Origin of the sequence: Nitrosomonas eutropha, assembly GCF_003201195.1 — a bacterium.
Lineage (GTDB): Bacteria > Pseudomonadota > Gammaproteobacteria > Burkholderiales > Nitrosomonadaceae > Nitrosomonas > Nitrosomonas eutropha.
In genome coordinates this window covers 1-18,883 of the sequence record NZ_QICQ01000002.1, presented here as the reverse complement: position 1 = coordinate 18,883, position 18,883 = coordinate 1, and the positions used below count along the sequence as shown (strand labels likewise).

At 48.5% G+C, this 18,883-nt stretch carries 15 protein-coding genes and 3 pseudogenes; 7 read left to right on the top strand and 11 right to left on the bottom strand.

What is annotated here, in order from left to right; all coding sequences use genetic code 11:
* Positions 1-95 precede the first annotated feature (95 nt).
* Positions 96-1,322, bottom strand: coding sequence for a pyridoxal phosphate-dependent aminotransferase (locus C8R14_RS01120; protein ID WP_011633954.1), 1,227 nt, complete (start codon positions 1,320-1,322; stop codon positions 96-98).
* Positions 1,323-1,613: 291 nt separating this feature from the next.
* On the opposite strand from C8R14_RS01120, the gene C8R14_RS01115 reads away from it, so the two are divergent.
* The 3 genes from C8R14_RS01115 (at position 1,614) to C8R14_RS01105 (ending at position 5,301) form a co-directional block, all read left to right on the top strand.
* A complete protein-coding gene (locus C8R14_RS01115) occupies positions 1,614-1,997 on the top strand; it encodes an Mth938-like domain-containing protein (RefSeq protein ID WP_011633955.1) in 384 nt (127 codons plus the stop codon).
* 96 nt (positions 1,998-2,093) lie between these two features.
* Positions 2,094-4,469, top strand: a complete 2,376-nt coding sequence (gene ppsA / locus C8R14_RS01110) for a phosphoenolpyruvate synthase (protein ID WP_041353449.1) — start codon at positions 2,094-2,096, stop codon at positions 4,467-4,469.
* A gap of 4 nt (positions 4,470-4,473) precedes the next feature.
* On the top strand, positions 4,474-5,301 hold the full coding sequence (locus tag C8R14_RS01105; RefSeq protein ID WP_011633957.1) for a pyruvate, water dikinase regulatory protein: 828 nt from the start codon (positions 4,474-4,476) through the stop codon (positions 5,299-5,301).
* A 41-nt stretch (positions 5,302-5,342) separates the two neighbouring features.
* Here C8R14_RS01105 and C8R14_RS01100 read toward each other — a convergent pair whose 3' ends face one another.
* Both C8R14_RS01100 and C8R14_RS01095 read right to left on the bottom strand, forming a co-directional pair.
* On the bottom strand, positions 5,343-5,861 hold the full coding sequence (locus C8R14_RS01100) for an NlpC/P60 family protein (RefSeq protein WP_011633958.1): 519 nt from the start codon (positions 5,859-5,861) through the stop codon (positions 5,343-5,345).
* 134 nt (positions 5,862-5,995) lie between these two features.
* A complete protein-coding gene (locus C8R14_RS01095; protein WP_011633959.1) occupies positions 5,996-7,693 on the bottom strand; it encodes a glutamine--tRNA ligase/YqeY domain fusion protein in 1,698 nt (565 codons plus the stop codon).
* Between the two features lie 278 nt (positions 7,694-7,971).
* On the opposite strand from C8R14_RS01095, the gene lysS reads away from it, so the two are divergent.
* The 4 genes and pseudogenes from lysS to C8R14_RS01075 all read left to right on the top strand — a co-directional run bounded on the left by lysS (position 7,972) and on the right by C8R14_RS01075 (position 11,959).
* Positions 7,972-9,480, top strand: coding sequence for a lysine--tRNA ligase (gene lysS, locus C8R14_RS01090; protein ID WP_041353714.1), 1,509 nt, complete (start codon positions 7,972-7,974; stop codon positions 9,478-9,480).
* A gap of 101 nt (positions 9,481-9,581) precedes the next feature.
* Positions 9,582-10,238: a hypothetical protein gene (locus C8R14_RS01085; RefSeq protein WP_011633961.1), complete on the top strand. Its 657-nt coding sequence runs from the start codon at positions 9,582-9,584 to the stop codon at positions 10,236-10,238.
* 435 nt (positions 10,239-10,673) lie between these two features.
* A pseudogene (locus C8R14_RS14505) lies at positions 10,674-11,312 on the top strand (transposase); the annotation flags it as partial.
* Positions 11,313-11,431: 119 nt separating this feature from the next.
* On the top strand, positions 11,432-11,959 hold the full coding sequence (locus C8R14_RS01075) for a phosphate-starvation-inducible PsiE family protein (protein WP_011633962.1): 528 nt from the start codon (positions 11,432-11,434) through the stop codon (positions 11,957-11,959).
* 461 nt (positions 11,960-12,420) lie between these two features.
* On the opposite strand, the gene wrbA is transcribed toward C8R14_RS01075, so the two are convergent.
* The 8 genes and pseudogenes from wrbA to C8R14_RS01040 form a co-directional block, all read right to left on the bottom strand.
* On the bottom strand, positions 12,421-13,044 hold the full coding sequence (gene wrbA, locus C8R14_RS01070) for an NAD(P)H:quinone oxidoreductase (protein WP_011633963.1): 624 nt from the start codon (positions 13,042-13,044) through the stop codon (positions 12,421-12,423).
* Between the two features lie 93 nt (positions 13,045-13,137).
* Positions 13,138-13,758 (bottom strand): annotated as a pseudogene (locus C8R14_RS01065) (IS6 family transposase).
* 176 nt (positions 13,759-13,934) lie between these two features.
* Positions 13,935-14,765: a glycoside hydrolase family 3 C-terminal domain-containing protein gene (locus C8R14_RS13675; RefSeq protein WP_011633964.1), complete on the bottom strand. Its 831-nt coding sequence runs from the start codon at positions 14,763-14,765 to the stop codon at positions 13,935-13,937.
* 2 nt (positions 14,766-14,767) lie between these two features.
* Positions 14,768-15,820 carry a glycoside hydrolase family 3 protein gene (locus tag C8R14_RS13670; RefSeq protein WP_256328250.1) on the bottom strand — a complete coding sequence of 351 codons (1,053 nt, stop codon included), beginning with the start codon at positions 15,818-15,820 and terminating at the stop codon, positions 14,768-14,770.
* 247 nt (positions 15,821-16,067) lie between these two features.
* Positions 16,068-17,240, bottom strand: coding sequence for an RtcB family protein (locus C8R14_RS01055; RefSeq protein WP_011633966.1), 1,173 nt, complete (start codon positions 17,238-17,240; stop codon positions 16,068-16,070).
* Between the two features lie 80 nt (positions 17,241-17,320).
* Positions 17,321-18,067 carry an SDR family NAD(P)-dependent oxidoreductase gene (locus C8R14_RS01050; RefSeq protein WP_011633967.1) on the bottom strand — a complete coding sequence of 249 codons (747 nt, stop codon included), beginning with the start codon at positions 18,065-18,067 and terminating at the stop codon, positions 17,321-17,323.
* Between the two features lie 112 nt (positions 18,068-18,179).
* Positions 18,180-18,587, bottom strand: coding sequence for a TraR/DksA family transcriptional regulator (locus tag C8R14_RS01045; RefSeq protein WP_011633968.1), 408 nt, complete (start codon positions 18,585-18,587; stop codon positions 18,180-18,182).
* Positions 18,588-18,792: 205 nt separating this feature from the next.
* Positions 18,793-18,883 (bottom strand): annotated as a pseudogene (locus tag C8R14_RS01040) (IS5/IS1182 family transposase); the annotation flags it as partial.

Genomic DNA, 18,883 nt, shown 5'->3' with positions numbered 1-18,883 from the left:
TTGTGTATCAATAAGGATAAACCGAAGATTATATACGGAATAAAGTGGAGTACGTTAGTTACCCGCTTGGTTACCGTGCTTTCCAGGAGGTAGGATTAGCAGCTGTGACGAGCGCGATAGCGGCCTAAAAACTGTGCGATACGGCCGATGGCTTCGGTTAGATCGTCACTGTTAGGCAGAAATACAATCCGGAAATGATCGGGCTGAGACCAGTTGAACCCGGTTCCCTGAACGATGAGTACCTTTTCTTCCAGTAGCAGATCCAGTGCAAATTGTTCATCATCTGTAATCGGATAATAGGCGGGGTCCAACCGCGGGAACAGGTACAGTGCGCTTTGGGGTTTAACGCAGGTCACGCCCGGAATGTCGGTGAGCAGTTTCCAGGCCAGGTCACGCTGGCGCTTTAGCCGCCCGGTGGGCATGGTGAGATCGTGAATACTTTGATAGCCACCCAGTGCAGTCTGGATGCCGAATTGTGCTGGAACATTGGCGCACAAACGCATGGATGCCAGCATATTGAGCCCGGCAATGTAATCCCGCGCTCGTGTTTTGTCGCCGGAGACAACTGCCCAGCCGGAACGAAAGCCAGCGGCGCGATAATTTTTGGATAAGCCGTTGAATGTTACAAATGGAACATCATTGGCCAACGAGGCAATTGAAGTATGGCGGGCAGAGTCATAAAGGATTTTGTCGTAGATTTCGTCAGCAAAAATGATCAGGTTGTTTTGTCGGGCAATTTCTATGATATCGCGCAACAAATCATCCGGATACAGTGCGCCAGTAGGGTTGTTGGGGTTGATGATGACGATTGCCCGGGTTCTGCTGTTGACCTTGGCTTTTATGTTTTCCGGATCCGGCAGCCAGTCAGATTGTTCGTCGCATATATAATGTCGCGCGATTCCGCCCGCCAGAGAGACTGCAGCCGTCCATAAGGGATAATCCGGCGAGGGAACCAGCACTTCATCATCATTTTCCAGCAGCGCCTGGGTAGCCAGCATGATCAGTTCTGATACGCCATTCCCGACGTAGATGTCATCCATCCGCACGTTGGCGATATTTTTTTCCTGCGTGTAATGCATGATCGCTTTACGAGCGGCGAACAGCCCTTTGGAATCGCAATAACCGGATGCGGCAGAAAGGTTTTGGATGACATCCTGCAAGATTTCGTCCGGCGCTTCAAACCCGAAGGAAGCAGGGTTGCCGATATTGAGCTTGATGATACGATGCCCATCTTCCTCCATCTGTCTGGCACGATCAAGAACCGGTCCCCGTATGTCATAGCAGACATGGTTGAGTTTGCTGGATTTTTTGATGGGTTGCATGGACGGATAGAGAAAATTCTATTTAAAATACGGAAAAAGCATACCATGTTACGCTGATTTTTATTAAAGGACATTTCTAAAAACTCAGCTGTGCGGGATGTGGTGCAAGGCGTATGGGCGCAGCAACGAGATCTGTCAAACAAGTAACAAGTAGATAGGTGAGGCAGGGAGTACCTGCACAACGTTGCTATTTGTCTGGAAAATCAATTGTTAGAAGTGTCCTGAATGAAAATGGTTGGGCTGATTATCCAGCCGGATCAAAGCTGAATTTTTCGTTACGAAAGGATTTATATGAAATTACATCTTTCGGATAACTCCGGTTTGAACATTTTTTCCGGTTACGGAGATGGTTATGTTGCGGTCAATCAGGTGCGGTATACAGATAGCATGATCGTGCTGCCGGAACAAATTGTTGAACACTGGCCAGTAAGCAGTATTAACCAGTTGGAAATGGAGCATTTTGATCCATTGCTGGCAGTGCAGCCGGAAATTATTTTGCTCGGAACAGGAATATCATTACAGTTTCCAAATGCATCGCTGATAAAAAAAATACTGGCTCGCGGAATTGGATTCGAGACAATGGATACGCACGCAGTATGCAGAACCTACAATATTCTGTCGTCTGAAGGAAGGCATGTTGCTGCCGCAATATTTGTCCGACCCCCAGACAGATAGCAATCCATGGTTCGTTCAGGTTATTTATTTTGATAAAAGAAGACGATAGTGCACAGATGTTATCGTATCCGTTCTGTTTTTCAATGAGAGTAAGTTATGGCTGGTCATCCTGACTATATTTTGTGGCTGGATCAGGTAGGTATGAACGATGTGGCGAGCGTAGGGGGCAAGAATGCCTCGCTGGGGGAGATGATCGGCAATCTTTCCCGCGCCGGGGTGAAAGTGCCTGGCGGATTTGCTACGACAACATACGCTTATCGTGAATTTCTCAGGATCAATGATTTGAATGATCGCATCAATCAATTATTGACCCCACTGGATGTTGACGATGTGGAGGCGTTGGCCGTTGCGGGTAAACAGATTCGCTCTTGGTTGCTTGCCGCCACGCTGCCGGATGATCTGGTAGAAGTAGTGACTCGGGCATACCAGAAGCTCATTGCTGATTCGGGTGAGAAAGTATCCTTTGCAGTACGTTCATCGGCAACAGCTGAGGATCTAGCGGATGCCTCCTTTGCCGGCCAGCAGGAGACGCTGCTGAACGTGCAGGGGCTTGATAACCTGTTCAGTGCACTCAGAAGAGTGTTTGCTTCACTTTATACGGACCGGGCGATTTCCTATCGGACCCATCACGGGTTTCATCATGATCAGGTATTTTTATCTGCGGGCGTACAACGGATGGCGCGCAGCGATAAAGGTGCCAGTGGCGTGATATTTACACTTGATACTGAATCTGGCTTTCGGGATGTGGTGTTTATTACTTCTGCTTATGGTTTGGGGGAAACCGTCGTACAGGGAACAGTCAATCCGGATGAGTTTATTGTTTATAAACAAAATCTTAAGGTGGGATTACCCGCAATTCTTTCCCGCCGGCTGGGAGCCAAGGCAACCGAGATGATCTATAGCGATGAGCAGGCAGGGCAGACGACCGTGGTACAGCCGGTATCGCCGGAACGAAGTCAGCGTTTCAGTTTGTCCGATGAGCAAATTGAATTATTGGCCCGACAGGCGGTGATCATCGAACAGCACTACAACCGGCCGATGGATATCGAATGGGCACTGGATGGAATAGATGGACAGATTTATATTGTCCAGGCCCGCCCGGAAACGGTGAAAAGCCGTGCCGAGCAATCAGTAGAACAATTTCACCTGAGCGGACGAGGCCCGGTGCTGGTGCAGGGGCGCGCGATCGGCCAGAAGATCGGACAGGGAACGGCGCGGGTCATTATGAGCGCGGGGCAGATGGCCGAGATTCAGCCGGGCGACGTGCTGGTAACGGACATGACAGATCCGGATTGGGAGCCAATCATGAAACGAGCCGCAGCGATTGTGACCAATCGTGGCGGGCGTACCTGTCACGCTGCTATTGTTGCGCGCGAGCTGGGCATTCCTGCGGTGGTCGGGTGTGAGCTGGCTACGACAAAAATCAGCGATGGCCAGGCGGTGACCATATCCTGTGCGGAAGGAGATACAGGTTTTGTTTATGAAGGTCTGCTTCCTTTTCAGCATACTTGTTCAGAGATCAGTAAGCTGCCTGAATTACCAGTCAAGATCATGTTGAATATCGGAAATCCTGCGCAGGCTTTTGCATTTTCACAACTGCCCAATCATGGAGTGGGGCTGGCACGTCTGGAATTTATCGTCGCCAACAATATTGGTATCCATCCCCGGGCCGTGCTGGAATTTGATGCGCTTCCGGATGATCTGAAAACATCTGTCAGTAAGCGAACGACAGGTTACCCCGACCCGGTGTCTTTCTATATTGAGAAACTGGTGGAAGGTATTGCCACGTTGGCGGCAGCTTTTCACCCACATCCGGTGATTGTGCGTCTATCTGATTTTAAATCTAATGAATACGCGAATCTGATTGCGGGAGATCGCTTTGAACCACATGAGGAAAATCCGATGATTGGATTTCGTGGTACTTCACGTTATCTTGCTGATTCTTTTCGTGCCTGCTTTGAGCTAGAGTGTCGGGCTTTGCGCAAGGTACGTGATGAAATGGGTTTTACCAATGTTGAAGTGATGGTTCCTTTTTGTCGAACCCTGGAAGAGGCGCAGCAGATTACAGAATTACTGGCAGCTAATGGATTAAAACGCGGAAGCAATGGGCTACGTTTGATCATGATGTGCGAAATTCCTTCCAATGCTGTGTTGGCTGAAGAATTCCTCGAATACTTCGATGGGTTTTCCATCGGGTCTAATGATATGACCCAGCTGGTACTTGGGCTGGATCGTGATTCGGAGCTGGTTGCTCATTTATTCGATGAGCGTAATCCAGCTGTGAAGCGGCTGCTGAAAATGGCAATTGATGCTTGCCATAAACAGGGGAAATATATTGGTATTTGCGGCCAGGCACCCTCTGATTATCCGGATTTTGCACGCTGGCTGGTTGAACAGGGTATCAGCAGCCTTTCTCTTAATCAGGACACGGTAGTGAGCACCTGGCTGCATCTGGCGGACCGGGAGCAGTAGGGCGATGTTACAACGCAGCGTTTTTTTTCTGTCTGATCGTACGGGCATTACAGCGGAAACACTGGGTCATAGTCTGTTGACCCAGTTCGATGGAATAGAGTGGAAGAAGCACTATGCTTCTTTCCTGGACAGTGCAGCTAAGGTTCAGGAGATCATTGATCGTATCAATACAATTGCGAAGCAGGAAGGTCAGCCATCATTGGTGTTTAGCACATTGCTGGATCCGGTTATCCTCGCTTCTGTCCGTCAGGCTGATTGTTATCTTATTGATTTTTTTGAATCTTGTCTTGGTGTGCTGGAAACGGCGCTGCAACAGTCACCTGTGCGCATACCCGGACGCTCCCATATTCTTGGCCAGGATGCTTCCTATTTTCGACGTATTGCTGCGATTCAGTATGCGCTGAACAGTGATGATGGTAGTAACTCTAAAATTCTTGCCGATGCTGACGTGATTTTGGTAGGAGTATCACGCTCTGGTAAAACCCCAGTGTGTGTGTATCTGGCTTTGCAGTATGGAGTGCTTGCTGCTAATTATCCATTTACGCCAGAAGATATGGGAGTCGTGCGTCTTCCTTCGTTGTTACAACCACTGCGTGAGAAATTGTTTGGATTGACGTTGAGCACGTCACGGCTTCAGGCTGTTCGTGTGGAACGGTATCCGGGCAGTCATTATGCTTCATTCGTTGAATGCCAACGTGAACTTCAGTGGCAAAATGAACTGTACCAGCAGTTTAATATCCCGTTTATCGATACTACCGGAGTATCAATAGAAGAGATCAGTGCATCAATTATCAACCGGATGCGGCTGGAAAGACGTTTGTATGGAACCTGAATCAGTACCTATGCTGGATATGATAGGTAACAGTATGATTTTTATATCCTGATGGATTTCCAGTATCTGGATTTCCAGTATGTATTATCCAGGCTGGATATAGTGACTCCTTGACTGGATGAGGCATGAAGAAATTTCTTGCTATCCAGATAGATCCCTACATGCCAGGAACGCCCGCCTGTTTTGAAGAACACCAGATCTCCCGGCATAAGCTCATTCCGACTGATTTTTTCACCAAATTCTGCCTGGGAAAGCGCTGTTCTGGGCAATGTGAAGCCGAATTCTTCCTTGAAGATGATTCTGACAAGCGCAGAGCAATCTACCCCAGTGTGATCTGTACCTCCCAATCGATAGCGTGTGCCACGCCATTCCTGATATTGGCTGTACAGACGTTTCCGCACGAAAGACGGATCATTTTCCAGAATTCCCTGAGGAATCGCAAATCCGGATTTATGGGAATATCGTGAAATCTCATCACGCGTTGAATCTTTGGGAACCGAGCTGCATCCAGCTATCATACCTGCGCCGAGCAACAGAATGACAATGTGTTTTAAGGACATGTTTCAATTCATGTTGTTGGAATAAGAGGCAAGTATAACAAGAAAATAATCTGGTTGTGAAATAAGAAAGGTTCTTTTTAGCGAATGTCCTGGTAATTTGTCATATATGCAAATGTAATTCACACAATTGCTGATTATCCACTGTGCTCCGGCTTGTCCGTGATTTTCACCCAGGTATTGCGTAGTGATACGGTTCGATTGAATATCGGCTTTCCCGGTTTTGTATCTGCCAGATCAGCTACAAAGTAGCCATGGCGTTCAAACTGAAAACGCTGTTCTGCTTGAATTTCAAGTAAAGAAGGTTCAACGTACCCGACAATAATTTTCCTGGAATCCGGATTTAACGAGGTTTTGAAATCTTTACCTTCCGTGTCGGGATGTGCGTCGCTGAACAAACGGTCATATAATCTGATTTCAACAGCCTTGGCATAAGTAGCTGACAGCCAGTGAATATTGCCACGGACTTTTCGGGTTTCAGCCCCGGCAGTACCGCTTTTGGTAGCGGGATCGTAAGTGCAGTGAATCTCCAGGATCTTTCCCTGATCATCTTTGACAAGATGTGTGCATCTTACGATATATGCATAACGTAACCGCACTTCTGCCCCAGGTGCCAGGCGGAAGAAGCCTTTGTCTGGCACCTCCATAAAGTCTTCACGGTCAATATAAAGCCGTTTTGTCAGCGGTAGTTCGCGTGTGCCAAGTTCGAGTTTTTTTGGATGATTGGGTGCATAGCAGGTTTCCATCTGATCATCTGGAAAGTTATCTATGACCAGCAGCACCGGATTAAGGACAGCGATGCGGCGCGGTGCGTTTTCATTAAGGTCTTCGCGTAAGCAATCTTCCAGCACTGTCATATCAATCCAGGAATCTGCCTTACTGATACCGATTCGTTCCGCAAACAAGCGGATTGATTCCGGCGTATAGCCCCGACGGCGCAGACCTGCCAATGTATTCATGCGTGGATCGTCCCAGCCATCTACCAGTTTGTTCTCTACCAGTTCGATCAGTTTACGCTTGCTCATGACACTGTAAGTCAGATTCAGTCGCGCAAACTCGATCTGCTGCGGGTGGCAGGGAACTTTTTCACTTAATTGATCCAGTATCCAGTCATACAGTGGCCGATGATCTTCAAACTCCAGTGTGCAAAGGGAATGCGTGATCCGCTCCAAAGCATCGGAAATACAATGGGTGTAATCGTACATCGGGTAGATACACCATTTATCACCCGTGCGCTGGTGGCGGATATGGCGGATGCGATAGATAACCGGATCACGCATATTGATGTTGGGGGATGCCATATCAATTTTGGCGCGTAGTACGTGCGCGCCATCCGGAAACTCTCTTGCGCGCATGCGCCGGAACAAATCCAGACTTTCGGATGGCGGACGATCACGATAAGGGCTGTTTGTACCTGCTTCAGTCAAGGTTCCACGTAATCGGCGGATTTCATCTGCCGATAGGCTGTCCACATAGGCCTTGTCTTGCGTGATCAGATATTCTGCAAATTCATATAGCTGATCAAAATAATCGGAAGCGTAGTAAAGATGTTCCTGCCAGTCAAAGCCCAGCCAGTGGACTGATTCAATAATGGCATCGACGTATTCCTGAGCTTCTTTTTCCGGGTTTGTATCGTCGAATCGCAGATGACAGGCGCCGTTATATTCAAGCGCAAGCCCGAAATTCAAGCAAATGCTTTTTGCATGGCCGATATGCAGATAGCCATTTGGCTCGGGCGGGAAGCGTGTCTCTACGCGCCCGTTCCACTTACCGGTGCGGTTGTCTTCTTCAATGATATTACGAATGAAATGAGTAGGGGCTGAAGGTGTGTTCACAGATATTTTTCAGTTGAATTCAATAAGATGTTGATTATTTTCATGGAATAAATGACAGTACATAGATCGTAATATGTGCCCAGGCAGCGTGCGATGCCGTGTAACTGTAAGTTTCCTGCCAGATGGTTTTTCGTGAGCCCGTTAGAATGGAGCAGGTAAAGTAACTATATAATACACGTTGATTACGCATGCGGCAGCGGCTCCAGGATGTCCGTGCCGCTTGGTACGATACAGAGAGATTTTATACCAATAAAAATTACATAAAATTTGGAATAGATATGACCCAGGAAGATACATCCGGTATTTCCCAGGATGAAAACAGCCTTATTGCAGAGCGTTATTCTAAATTGACTGCATTGCGCCAGATCGGCAATGCTTTTCCGAATGATTATCGTCGGGATAGCCTGGCTCGTGACCTGCATGAAAAGTATGATAATGACTCAAGAGAAGAACTGGAAAGTGGGCAGGTTAAAGTAAAAGTTGCAGGACGCATGTTGTTTAAGCGTGTAATGGGAAAGGCAAGCTTTGCAACGATCCAGGATATGAGCGGGCGGATACAGCTCTATATCTCCAATGATCATACCGGAGAATCCGCTCACGAAGCATTCAGGCATTATGATCTGGGGGATATTCTCGGCGCGGAAGGTATTTTGTTCAAAACCAGGACGGATGAATTGTCATTACGGGTTACCCGACTTCGTCTTCTGACTAAATCCTTGCGCCCGCTACCGGAGAAATTTCATGGCCTTATCGATCAGGAACAGAAATACCGGCGACGTTACCTTGATCTGATTACAAATGAAGAAACACGCAAGGTATTCCTGGTTCGCTCAAAAATTATTCAGGCAGTACGTGAATTTCTGGTTAACCGGGGCTATCTTGAAGTTGAAACGCCGATGATGCACTCTATTCCAGGAGGGGCTACTGCTCGACCTTTTATTACGCATCATAATGCATTGGATATGTCACTGTATCTGCGTATCGCACCGGAACTTTACCTGAAGCGGTTGGTAGTGGGTGGTATGGAAAAAGTTTTTGAGATTAACCGTAATTTCAGGAATGAAGGTATATCCACTCGCCATAATCCGGAATTCACCATGCTGGAGTTTTATGAGGCTTATCAAGATCATCATTACCTGATGGATCTGACGGAATCCATGCTGCGTGAAGTTGCGCTGAAGGTGTTAGGAACCACTCGCATTGTCTATCAGCAGCGCGAAATGGATCTTGCCCGGCCTTTTGCCCGGTTGACTGTCATGCAGGCCATCCTAAAATACCACCCTGAAAATTCCGAAGCACAACTTAACAACAGGGATGATTTGATCAAAATTTTGCAGGCAAAGGGAATCGGATTCAATCCGGACAGTGGAATCGGCGGACTGCAATTGGCCTTGTTTGATGAAACAACCGAACATTTGCTGTTTGAACCCGTATTTATCGTTGATTATCCGGCCGAGGTATCGCCTTTGGCACGCCGCAATGATCAAAATCCGGAGATTACGGATCGTTTTGAGCTTTATATTGCCGGGCGGGAAATTGCGAACGGCTTTTCCGAGCTAAATGATCCTGAAGATCAGGCCAGTCGTTTCCTTGAACAGGCCAGGGCTAAAGAGGCAGGTGATATGGAAGCGATGCACTATGACGCTGACTATATCCAGGCACTGGAATACGGATTGCCGCCAACGGCAGGTGAGGGAATCGGTATCGATCGGCTAGTAATGTTGCTGACAGATTCTCCAAGCATCCGCGATGTTATTCTGTTTCCGCAGTTACGCAAGGAAGACTAGACGACAGGTACTGATCCCGTGGTGCGGCTCGGGATTCTTCCTCAAGCACGGGGTGTGATTGCCGATATTACTTTGTTTGTGCCGAGTCATGGAGTTCAACTATGTTTACTGGTTCTCTTGACAAACTGATATTCACCGTGCTGTTCTTGATGATTGGTGCGGGATTAATGAGAGTTGCGCTGGCTTCCGGCGCGCGACAAGATAAGATTGTGAATAGCCAGGAAATAACAGAAGAGTATTCAAAACCCCGTCAACAGGTAAAATCTAGTGTAACAGCAACTACTTCCTCTCCCAATAAGATTGATGGGAGTGCAGGCGGGCAGAAACGGTCAACCTATCGTCGTATATACAGCACCGATGCTTCCAGAACCTTGATTAATCCCGCCCGGCTTCCGGCTGATTATTGCGGAGTAGTGGAACACATCGTCCCCGTCATGCTTAACCCTGCCAATGATGGCAATACGGATACATTTATTTCAGGGATAGTCGCAGTTCCATTGGGCAGACACTGGGGAAGTTTTTTTACTGAAGTCGATGTCCTGGGTAATAGCAGCTACGTTCCGCCCGAGAGGAACATTGCCGAGCCGATTTATTACAGAATCAGCTTGCTGGCAAATGATGGCAATCGCTATGTGATAACCCAGCAAGTGCCCCCCGGGTTTCAACCGGGAGAGACAATCAGATTCAATGACGATGGTTTGCTGGAGAAAGCTGGTTGTGTGATGCGCGAACCCGATCCGCATCAGCCGGGCCGGTAAATTTTTCTTACGAATTCGGTCTCCTCGCACAATTCGAAGCATTCTTTCTTTCCTTGCCCCTTTACTCAAATAAGCCCTTTTTTATCAGGGAAGAATTCTGTTCTTTCCGTTCCTGTGTTTCTATTTAGTCACTACAAATTACTCCTGAAAATCACAATAACAGATTGATTTTTATGAGATACGCTATTATTTATGCTGATCGAATCGACCGGGAATGATAAGACCTGCGTTATTTTTCTGGTCGAAACGGTGATTGTCGATGCTCACGCCGAGTAAAATTTCTCATCAACCTAATTTGTTTGCAACCGATCTTTTATGGCAACTTGATCCTACGGATCCACTGTTGCAACTGGCAGTGTTGTCCCCTGGCACGAATTTGATGAAGTATTCTCGGTTCATTACAAGAAAGGAACAGGCGCATCTGGCAATTCAGCAGCGGGTATTTTGATCTGGGAATTACCGCAACCCTGCTTGTTTGAGCATTATCAGCGAGATTTCCTGTTGTATGGACAAGTGCTGCAGCAACAATCCAAAGACAGCAACAAGCTCTATTCACTGCATGAGCCGCAAGTGTACTGCGTGGCTAAAGGGAAAGATCACAAACAGTACGAATACGGTAGCAAAGCCTCCATTGCCAGCCATGAGCAAAATATGCACGACAACCATACGCTCCCGGCTATCTTGCATCATGTAGAAGCCTCGCGCGGCAAAGCCTGCCAGGCAGGCAGCAGTGTGTGATCGCGGTTATCGTAGCAAGCGTGAAGTCAACGGAATCCATCGTACTACCGGGCAAGACCCTCAAACAGGATAACCGTTACCAGCGAGACAGAAGGCGCAAGCAATGTAAAAGACGTGCAACCATTGAACCCATCATTGGTCATTTAAAAGCAGATTACCGAATGACAAAAAATGACCTGAAAGGCGCTATTGGTGATCACATCAACCTCTTGATGGCCGCTTGTGCCTGGAATCTGAAACAATAGCTGCCTGGCCATCTTTTTGCTGTATTTTCCGTGTAGGAAATACAGAAATCACCCCAATCTTCTGATAAAAACCTTAGTTCATGCGAATTAATCTGAATGAGCAATAGAAAATCAGATGTAATTCCAAAAACTGCAATCAGTAGCAAGTGTTTTTCAGTGGCGACTATTTAGATAAACCCTATAAAGAGTCAAGGAGAGGCGAAATTGAGTATGTGGAAGAACATTGCAAAACAGTGGGACATCATTGCAAAACAGTGGAACATCATGACCTTCTATCAACGCTTCGAAAGCGTGATTGCCCTTTTTCTCACACTGCTGATTACGTTAATTGTTATTGTAGCCACCTTCCGTTTATTTACCGGAGTTATCAGTGGCCTCGTGTTTGGTGCCATGGACCCGCTCGACCATAAAATGTTCCAAAACGTCTTCGGCGAGATCATGACGGTATTGATCGCGCTAGAGTTCAACCATACCCTCCAATACACGGTCACTCGGCAACAAAGCGTCATTCAAACGAAGGTCGTCTTGCTCATTGCCCTGCTTGCGATAGCTCGTAAAGTTATTATCTTGGATCTTAAGGAAATAACTGCCGAAAGCATGTATGGCTTAGCCGCTATAACTCTGGCAATAGGTATTGTCTACTGGTTATTGCGTGAGCGTGACGATCGTCTTCCTCAAACGCAGGCACTACAACGTCCCGAGAATACATCGACAGATGCCGAGAGGCATACAGCCTAACATGTCGTTTAAACGGGACGCCGCAAAAGCGCGGCGTAAGTGTCAGCAATGCGTGGAACAAGAGCAAGTCGGCGCACGATCAAAACACCGGCGCTGACTCAGGCACTTCCCTTGCACTACTTTAATCATCTGGGACTGAACACGTATGCAGAAGATCGTCTCTGCGTAACCACCTGATGAAGCGGCACAAGATTCGGAGTCGTAGAGAAGCGTTGCAGCGCTTTCCGCGACAAAAGCTGAAATCCCGCCAGATAAAAATGGCGGAAACGGTAATGCAAAACCAAATGCACCTGTCCTCTACTCTACACGGTTTTGGGCTCCCGTGGATGTAGCAGGCGAGCCGTGGTGAAAGCGAGAAACCGTGGTCTGTCCCCTATTTGCTAGAAGGCTTCGTCATTAGTAATACGCAGGAATTTGAGACGCTTTGTTTTTCAGCTTGAATATAGCGACCTACTGCGGGTTTACTGATGCCCAGTTGCCTGACCCGTTTTAATCCAACTGGCAATTTGTACAGCTCGCCGCGCTTGATGGCGCGCGGCCTCCAGCACTTCGCCTGAAACTGTTACGTCGCGGCTGGCGGTGGCGCTGGCACCATAGGGATTGCCGCCGGATTTATAGATACATTCGTTGGTGTAGCCAGGAGCGACGACGATCGCACCCCAGTGATGCATAATATTGTACAAGGTAAGCGTTGTAGACTCTTGTCCACCATGCAAATTTTGCGCGCTTGTCATTACGGTCGCCACCTTGTTGGCGAGCTTTCCAGCGGACCATAAGCCACCTGTGGAATCAAGAAACATTTTCATTTGTGCTGCCACGTTTCCATAGCGTGTTGGTGTGCTGAAAATAAAAACATCTGCCCAATCCAGATCATCCAGGCTTGCTTCTGGAATACCTTGAGCAGCTTTCATATAATTTTTCCAGCCTTCGTTTGATTCCAATTTTTCTGTCGGAATTAGTTCCATAACACGCGCCAGGCGTACTTCCGCGCCCGCTTCTTTCGCAGCATCGGCAGCAGCTTTAGCCAGTTGCAGGTTGTGGCCAGTAAGGCTGTAATAAATGACAGCAACTTTGATGGATTTCATTATAGTGAAACTCCTTATTAAATAGAATGCAATAATTTTTGACACCAAGACGAACATCCAGGATGCGATATTTAACTAAGCGGATTGACTCTGTCAGCATATAAAATAAAATTGCTCAGCAAAAGACATCTTGTCAGCTCCTTCCATCATCATCTGACCTTTGTGAATCATGTGCATGAGTTCAATGCGAGCCAAGCTATTTTTAGCGGATTGAAAAGATTTGAATCTGAGCATCGGTTTTGTTATTCGCTTCACTGCCAGATGGGCTTGTTCCACAATATTGTTGAGGTATTTGACCTGACGAACCATCATGAGCATCTCTCTGTTGGCATTGATCTTGTCAATTGCTGCTTTATGGGCGCCATTTTTATCCATCGTGATCCTTTCTCAGGAGCGCCATTGGCTTGCATGGCTATGTCAAAAAAGCATTTGGCATCACGCTCGGCCGTTAATTGAAAGTCGATCACCTTACCATCCTGTCTACAGTATGATAGAGGTATTTCCAAGTGCCTTTGATCTTAATATAAGCTTCGTCCATCCGCCAGCCAGGTGCTTATACTTTTTGAAAATTTCCCCCAGTAATGGTAAAAACCAGATCGCCCAACAGTTCACTGTAGAATGATCCACAAATACACCACGTTCCTCTATCATTTCTTCCAGTTGCCGGCAACTTAATGGATATGCCGCGTACCAGCGTATATGGACCAGAATCACCTCAGTCGAAAATCATATTCCTTTTATAACCAGCATGTAACCTCACCATCTTTTCGATGTCAACAGCCTACTACACAGAAGGTATCTATGATCTCGACGAGGCGTTGAGCGACTTCTCTCCGTATCTGCCGGGTCATCGCAAAATCGCTTGTGATGACCCGGGGGACAATGGATGGTTACCGGCGCGCCGAGCGATTGTTGATGCGCGGGAAGGCCATGCCCATACGTTGCACAAGCGGCGTCTCAGCGGATGACCCGCCAACGTGCACCCGGTAGGCGCCAGCGTGCGACACCCACTCTCCCTCGGCCCATGCTGCAAGGTTGTCCGGGTCGTCCGGCACGAACGAGGAGAAGGGGTGGTTGGGGGCGGAGGCGTCTATATCAACGGTGATGCGAGCACTCTCATTGAGCTCGAGGAATACCTTCTTGAATCTGACGAGACGTTTGGATGGTTGATCCGCCTGCCGTGGTAGTTCGAGGTAAATCTGCGATGCCTCAGCACCGGCGACAGAACCGGTGTTGGTAAGAGTGTACTCGACCGTCAATACGGGTACCAGTTCAACGAGCCGACGATAGAAGCGCTGTGGAATGTTTTCCCTGCCGGTGCCCGGAACCGGCACCTGTTCGAACACACGACGATATTTCCGCTTGAGCCTCAGATCGTTGTACTCGAAGGTCGTGAATGAGAGGCCGTGGCCGAAGGCAAACGCTGGCTTGACACCATTGGCCTCGTACCAACCCAAGTTTTCGGAATAGTGGCTGACAAGTTGCGGGCTGCCATCGCCGAGCGGAAATCCGGGGCCGCCGGGCAGACCGTTGTTCTCGCGTGTTCCCGGATACTGCATCTCGGTGGCGAAGGCCGCCTCGTGCTCGCTGGTCGGGAAGCTTACGGGCAGTTTTCCAGACGGATTGATGACCCCAAATAGGATGTCGGCCACCACGTCGCCGTCATCCTGACCCGGAAACCATGCGGCCACGAGGGCAGGCACTAGGTCAAGCCAGTTCATTATCACCCCCCCGCAGAATACAGCACCACGACGTTGTTAGGATTCGCCGCCGCAACCTCGCGCACGAGTTGATCCTGCTCGACACAAACCTCACCGGCCGCTTTTATGGTCCCGGGCAAACCGGAGTCAGAAGGATAGGACGGGTCCGGGTCGGATGGATCGCCATCGTTGGTGCACAGCGTGGGCAGCGTGAGCTTCAACAGATCACGTGTCTCGCGCGGATTGGTCCCCACCATGAGGATGACGACATCGGAATTCATTGCCAGATTGACGGCGGATGCGATATCGGTGCCATCATTGTAGGTCACCGTGGCGGATCCACCGATTTTGGTCAAGGTATTTTCGAGGCCTTGCTTCGGTGTCACCGTGTAGGGCGCCACAACCGTAGTGAGTTCGCTCGGACTGAGGTTGCGCGGTGGCATGGTGGCCGAACCGGCAAACCACTTGTGGCCGATCAAGGCGATTGATTGGACGTTGGGTTTCAATGGCAGGGTGCCGCCGTCATTCTTGAGCAACGTAATGCCCCCTTCCACGAGTGCACGCGCCTTGGCGGCGTTGGTGTCGAGATCCACATTGATGATCTGGTTGAAAGGATTTTCGAACTGGTCGAATTCGAACATTTTGACGTGGCGCGGCCTGAGTGCCGCGTCGATATGCTGTTCGGTGATATCACCCGCTGCCAGCGCTGCCATGATCTTGTTTTCGGTATAGAACCGCGGTTCGGAATCGAGTTCGTAACCAACGCCCGCCAGCAACGCATCCACAGTGCTATGCATCGCGCGCCGGTCACTTTCCACCCATCCATCGAAATCCCAACGCTGGCGTAAGGTCTGTACCAGCAGTGCATGGTTGTCGCAAGCGTAAGCGCCGTTAATGTGCGGGTACGCGCACATTAACGATGCGGGCTGGGCATCCTTGACTACCATCTCGAAAGGTAGCAGATAGAGTTCGTGCAGCGCACGGCTGGGAATGTGCACAGCTGCGGTCCAGCGTTCAAACTGAAACTCGTGTTCGTTGCCCGCAAAGTGCTTTGGCTGAGCCTGAACTCCGAGTATTACTTCGAATTACTTCCCCGTTGGAGTTATTGCGGAGGCGTCTGTAAACACTCCTGCCGATCAGAGGTAAGGCGTATTTTCCTGATTGGCAGATTCGCAGAAGTGTTGGCTAGGGGATATGACGCCCAAAAGTGTGAACTGATCTGGCAAAGTATGGAAAAACGATTATTGAAACGCACGTTTACTGATACCGATGGAGGTGTAATTGTGTTCGACTGAACAACTACCAATTGTTTTTGTGTGAGGGTTACCCCTTGATAACAGCCAGTGGTTGCAATTCAATTTGTACCTCGACCAAGTCTTTTTGGTGGTTCATCACTTCATCGATATCTTTATAAGAGCCTGGCGCTTCATCCAGATCTTTACGGCCGCGGATGGCGTGTAAAACACCGAGATCATCAAGGGCTTGGATTTCTTCCTCTAGGTCTAGTTTTTTGCGGGCTTGGGTACGACTCATAATGCGTCCAGCACCATGTGCGCAAGACTCGAAAGATTGTGCTTCACCTTTACCTTTTACCAGAAAGGAACCGGTACCTTGCGAGCCAGGAATCATGCCCCATTCACCTTTTCGCGCTCGTGTTGCACCTTTGCGATGAACAAGAACGGTTTCGCCAAAATGTTCTTCTTCGGCGGCAAAGTTATGTGGTTTATTAATAAATTCGCTGAATCCAACCTCAGGCCGAATCTCTCTAAATGCCGTTTTTACCCGCTCCATCATTAATTTTCGATTGGCTAGGGCAAACTCAAGGCAGTAGTCCATTTCATTTTTGTACAGTTCGAAATACTCAGATGACTCTGGAAGGTAGGCTAAGTCATTCGAGATATCTTCGCCGGCTGCCTTATTTAATGCTTTTGCTACATCATTGTAATGGTTGGCGACTGTAAAGCCGATATTGCGAGAGCCAGAGTGGATCATAATCCAAATATAACCATCTGAGCCTTTTTGGATTTCGATAAAGTGATTGCCGCCACCTAATGTGCCAATCTGATATAGGGCGCTTTCGTACTCTTGATTGACGATAGGCAGATCGCCTTTCCTTTCGGGCATCCAAGCTTCATCTTGCTGCGTTTTGTGGTGGTTGAAACCCACCGGAATGGTGTTGCGGATGATACTCATGATGGTTTTCAGATCCTCTGTTGAGATATCTGTCAGATTGGTCCGTAGGGAACACATACCGCAGCCGATATCCACACCGACGGCGTTGGGTACGATGACCCCCTTAGTGGCTAGGATAGCCCCGATGGGCATGCCGTAACCTTCGTGAGTGTCGGGCATAATGGCGATATGCTTAAAGGCAAATGGCAAATTGGCAAGATTGCGCGCCTGCTCCAACGCTCCCTCCTCCATTTGATCGGCTTCCAACCACAGCTTTATTGGCAGTTTTTCCGTTGTAATAATTGCTTTTCCATTAGTGTGCATAACAATATCTCCATATAATAATTATTGATAGCGGAGTCAGGTTTGGTCGGTCGAGCTGAAAACAAACAGAACATTTACATTTACCTAAGCTGAATTGAGCCTCCGTCCGCCATTAGTGTTTGTCCAGTCATATAGCGACTATCTTCGCTGAGTAAAAAGGCAACAACTGGAGCAACATCTTTTTGCGGATCGCCAAAACGCTGCAACGGAATATTGCTGGCAGATGCTGCGTATTGCTCCGGGTACTCAGCTTTCCAGTGAGCGACCCCTTCGGTCAAGGCCTTTGGTGAGACTACATTGACACGAATGTTGTCTTTAGCCCATTCGTTGGCGGCGACCCTGCTTAATCCGCGGATAGCTTCTTTGGCTGCTGTATAACTGGCTTGCTGCTCGAGTCCAAGGAGCGCTGCTCCTGAGCCAAAGTTGACGATGGAGCCGCCAGATTTTGTCAGCTCCGGATAAGCGGCTTTCATAAAGTATAACGTTGCATTAAAGCCGGTGCCAAAGGATAAAGCCCAATCTTCTTTGCTCAGCTCTATTAGTGGCTTTTGGGTGGACGCATGGGCATTATTGACCAGCCCTGTCAGCTTGCCAAATCTGGCTATTGCCAGTTCAACGGCTTGCTTGGCAACGGACTCACTGGAGACATCACCCTTTAAAAAAACAATCTGACCTGGATTGCTCTGCGCGATTGCTGTGCCTGCTGCTTCATTGATATCAACGACGACAACAGATGCGCCTCGCTGCGTTAATACAGTGGTGATTGCAGCACCTATCCCAGCGGCACCGCCAGTTACGATAATGACTTGATTTTCTAGATTATTCATTTCTGTTTCCCTTTTATAGGTCGCTGTACTTTGCACTGTCGTTTGAGCAAGTAATTACTGTCGCCTGGGACTGGGAACAGATTTATCCTGATAGACCTATCCCGTTCGATGGTTATCGACCTGTATAAGGAGATGGCGCCAGCAATCTTTCACGGCGTACCTGACAAGTAAAGCAGCGTTTGGCAGTCGGATACGCATCCAGCCTTTTGTAGCGGACAGGCTCTCCGCAGTCGATGCACAAGCCGTACTTCCCGGTTGCGATACGATCCTCAGCAGCAACGATGTCGCGCACCTCACCTATATCGCGAATGACTTCGGCCTCGGTGATGTCGCGGAGCAAGGAAGCTGTCGCCGTATCTCCAGAATCACCAGCTCCGCCAATAAGATCGACATAGTATTCGTTGCGGGAGCGTGCCAATACCTGGCGAATTTCACCAAGTAAAAGGCTCTTGCGTGCATCGATCCGTTGCGCAAAGTGTGTGATCTGTTCTTTTGTCAGGGAATTTTCAGGGGTGTTCATGGCATCGTCCTTAGCAGGTTGCAGGAATGAGTGTCGATTGGTGCCGGCACAATGCACCATCGATAATTCCAAATTATACTTATCGCATATTATTTCCGTGTTACGTTTTGATAGTATTACTTACCTATAATAGTACGTCTTTTGCAGACGCACTCTGAATGAACCGCCCCGGGTTTTGAGGAGGCTCCACTATCTGAGAGTCTGTTCAAAGTCTTTTGAGTAGAAGGGCCAGGAAGGCCAGGTGAATAAACTGCAAGCTGGTGTTGAGTAAGCGCTCACAGTTCTTCCACAGCCGT

Bases quoted from the DNA above. Each gene is read 5' to 3' on its own strand.
- C8R14_RS01120 (WP_011633954.1), bottom strand. From the start codon at position 1,322: ATGCAACCCATCAAAAAATCCAGCAAACTCAACCATGTCTGCTATGAC.
- C8R14_RS01115 (WP_011633955.1), top strand. From the start codon at position 1,614: ATGAAATTACATCTTTCGGATAACTCCGGTTTGAACATTTTTTCCGGT.
- ppsA (WP_041353449.1), top strand. From the start codon at position 2,094: ATGGCTGGTCATCCTGACTATATTTTGTGGCTGGATCAGGTAGGTATG.
- C8R14_RS01105 (WP_011633957.1), top strand. From the start codon at position 4,474: ATGTTACAACGCAGCGTTTTTTTTCTGTCTGATCGTACGGGCATTACA.
- C8R14_RS01100 (WP_011633958.1), bottom strand. From the start codon at position 5,861: ATGTCCTTAAAACACATTGTCATTCTGTTGCTCGGCGCAGGTATGATA.
- lysS (WP_041353714.1), top strand. From the start codon at position 7,972: ATGACCCAGGAAGATACATCCGGTATTTCCCAGGATGAAAACAGCCTT.
- C8R14_RS01085 (WP_011633961.1), top strand. From the start codon at position 9,582: ATGTTTACTGGTTCTCTTGACAAACTGATATTCACCGTGCTGTTCTTG.
- C8R14_RS01075 (WP_011633962.1), top strand. From the start codon at position 11,432: ATGTGGAAGAACATTGCAAAACAGTGGGACATCATTGCAAAACAGTGG.
- wrbA (WP_011633963.1), bottom strand. From the start codon at position 13,044: ATGAAATCCATCAAAGTTGCTGTCATTTATTACAGCCTTACTGGCCAC.
- C8R14_RS13675 (WP_011633964.1), bottom strand. From the start codon at position 14,765: ATGAACTGGCTTGACCTAGTGCCTGCCCTCGTGGCCGCATGGTTTCCG.
- C8R14_RS01055 (WP_011633966.1), bottom strand. From the start codon at position 17,240: ATGCACACTAATGGAAAAGCAATTATTACAACGGAAAAACTGCCAATA.
- C8R14_RS01050 (WP_011633967.1), bottom strand. From the start codon at position 18,067: ATGAATAATCTAGAAAATCAAGTCATTATCGTAACTGGCGGTGCCGCT.
- C8R14_RS01045 (WP_011633968.1), bottom strand. From the start codon at position 18,587: ATGAACACCCCTGAAAATTCCCTGACAAAAGAACAGATCACACACTTT.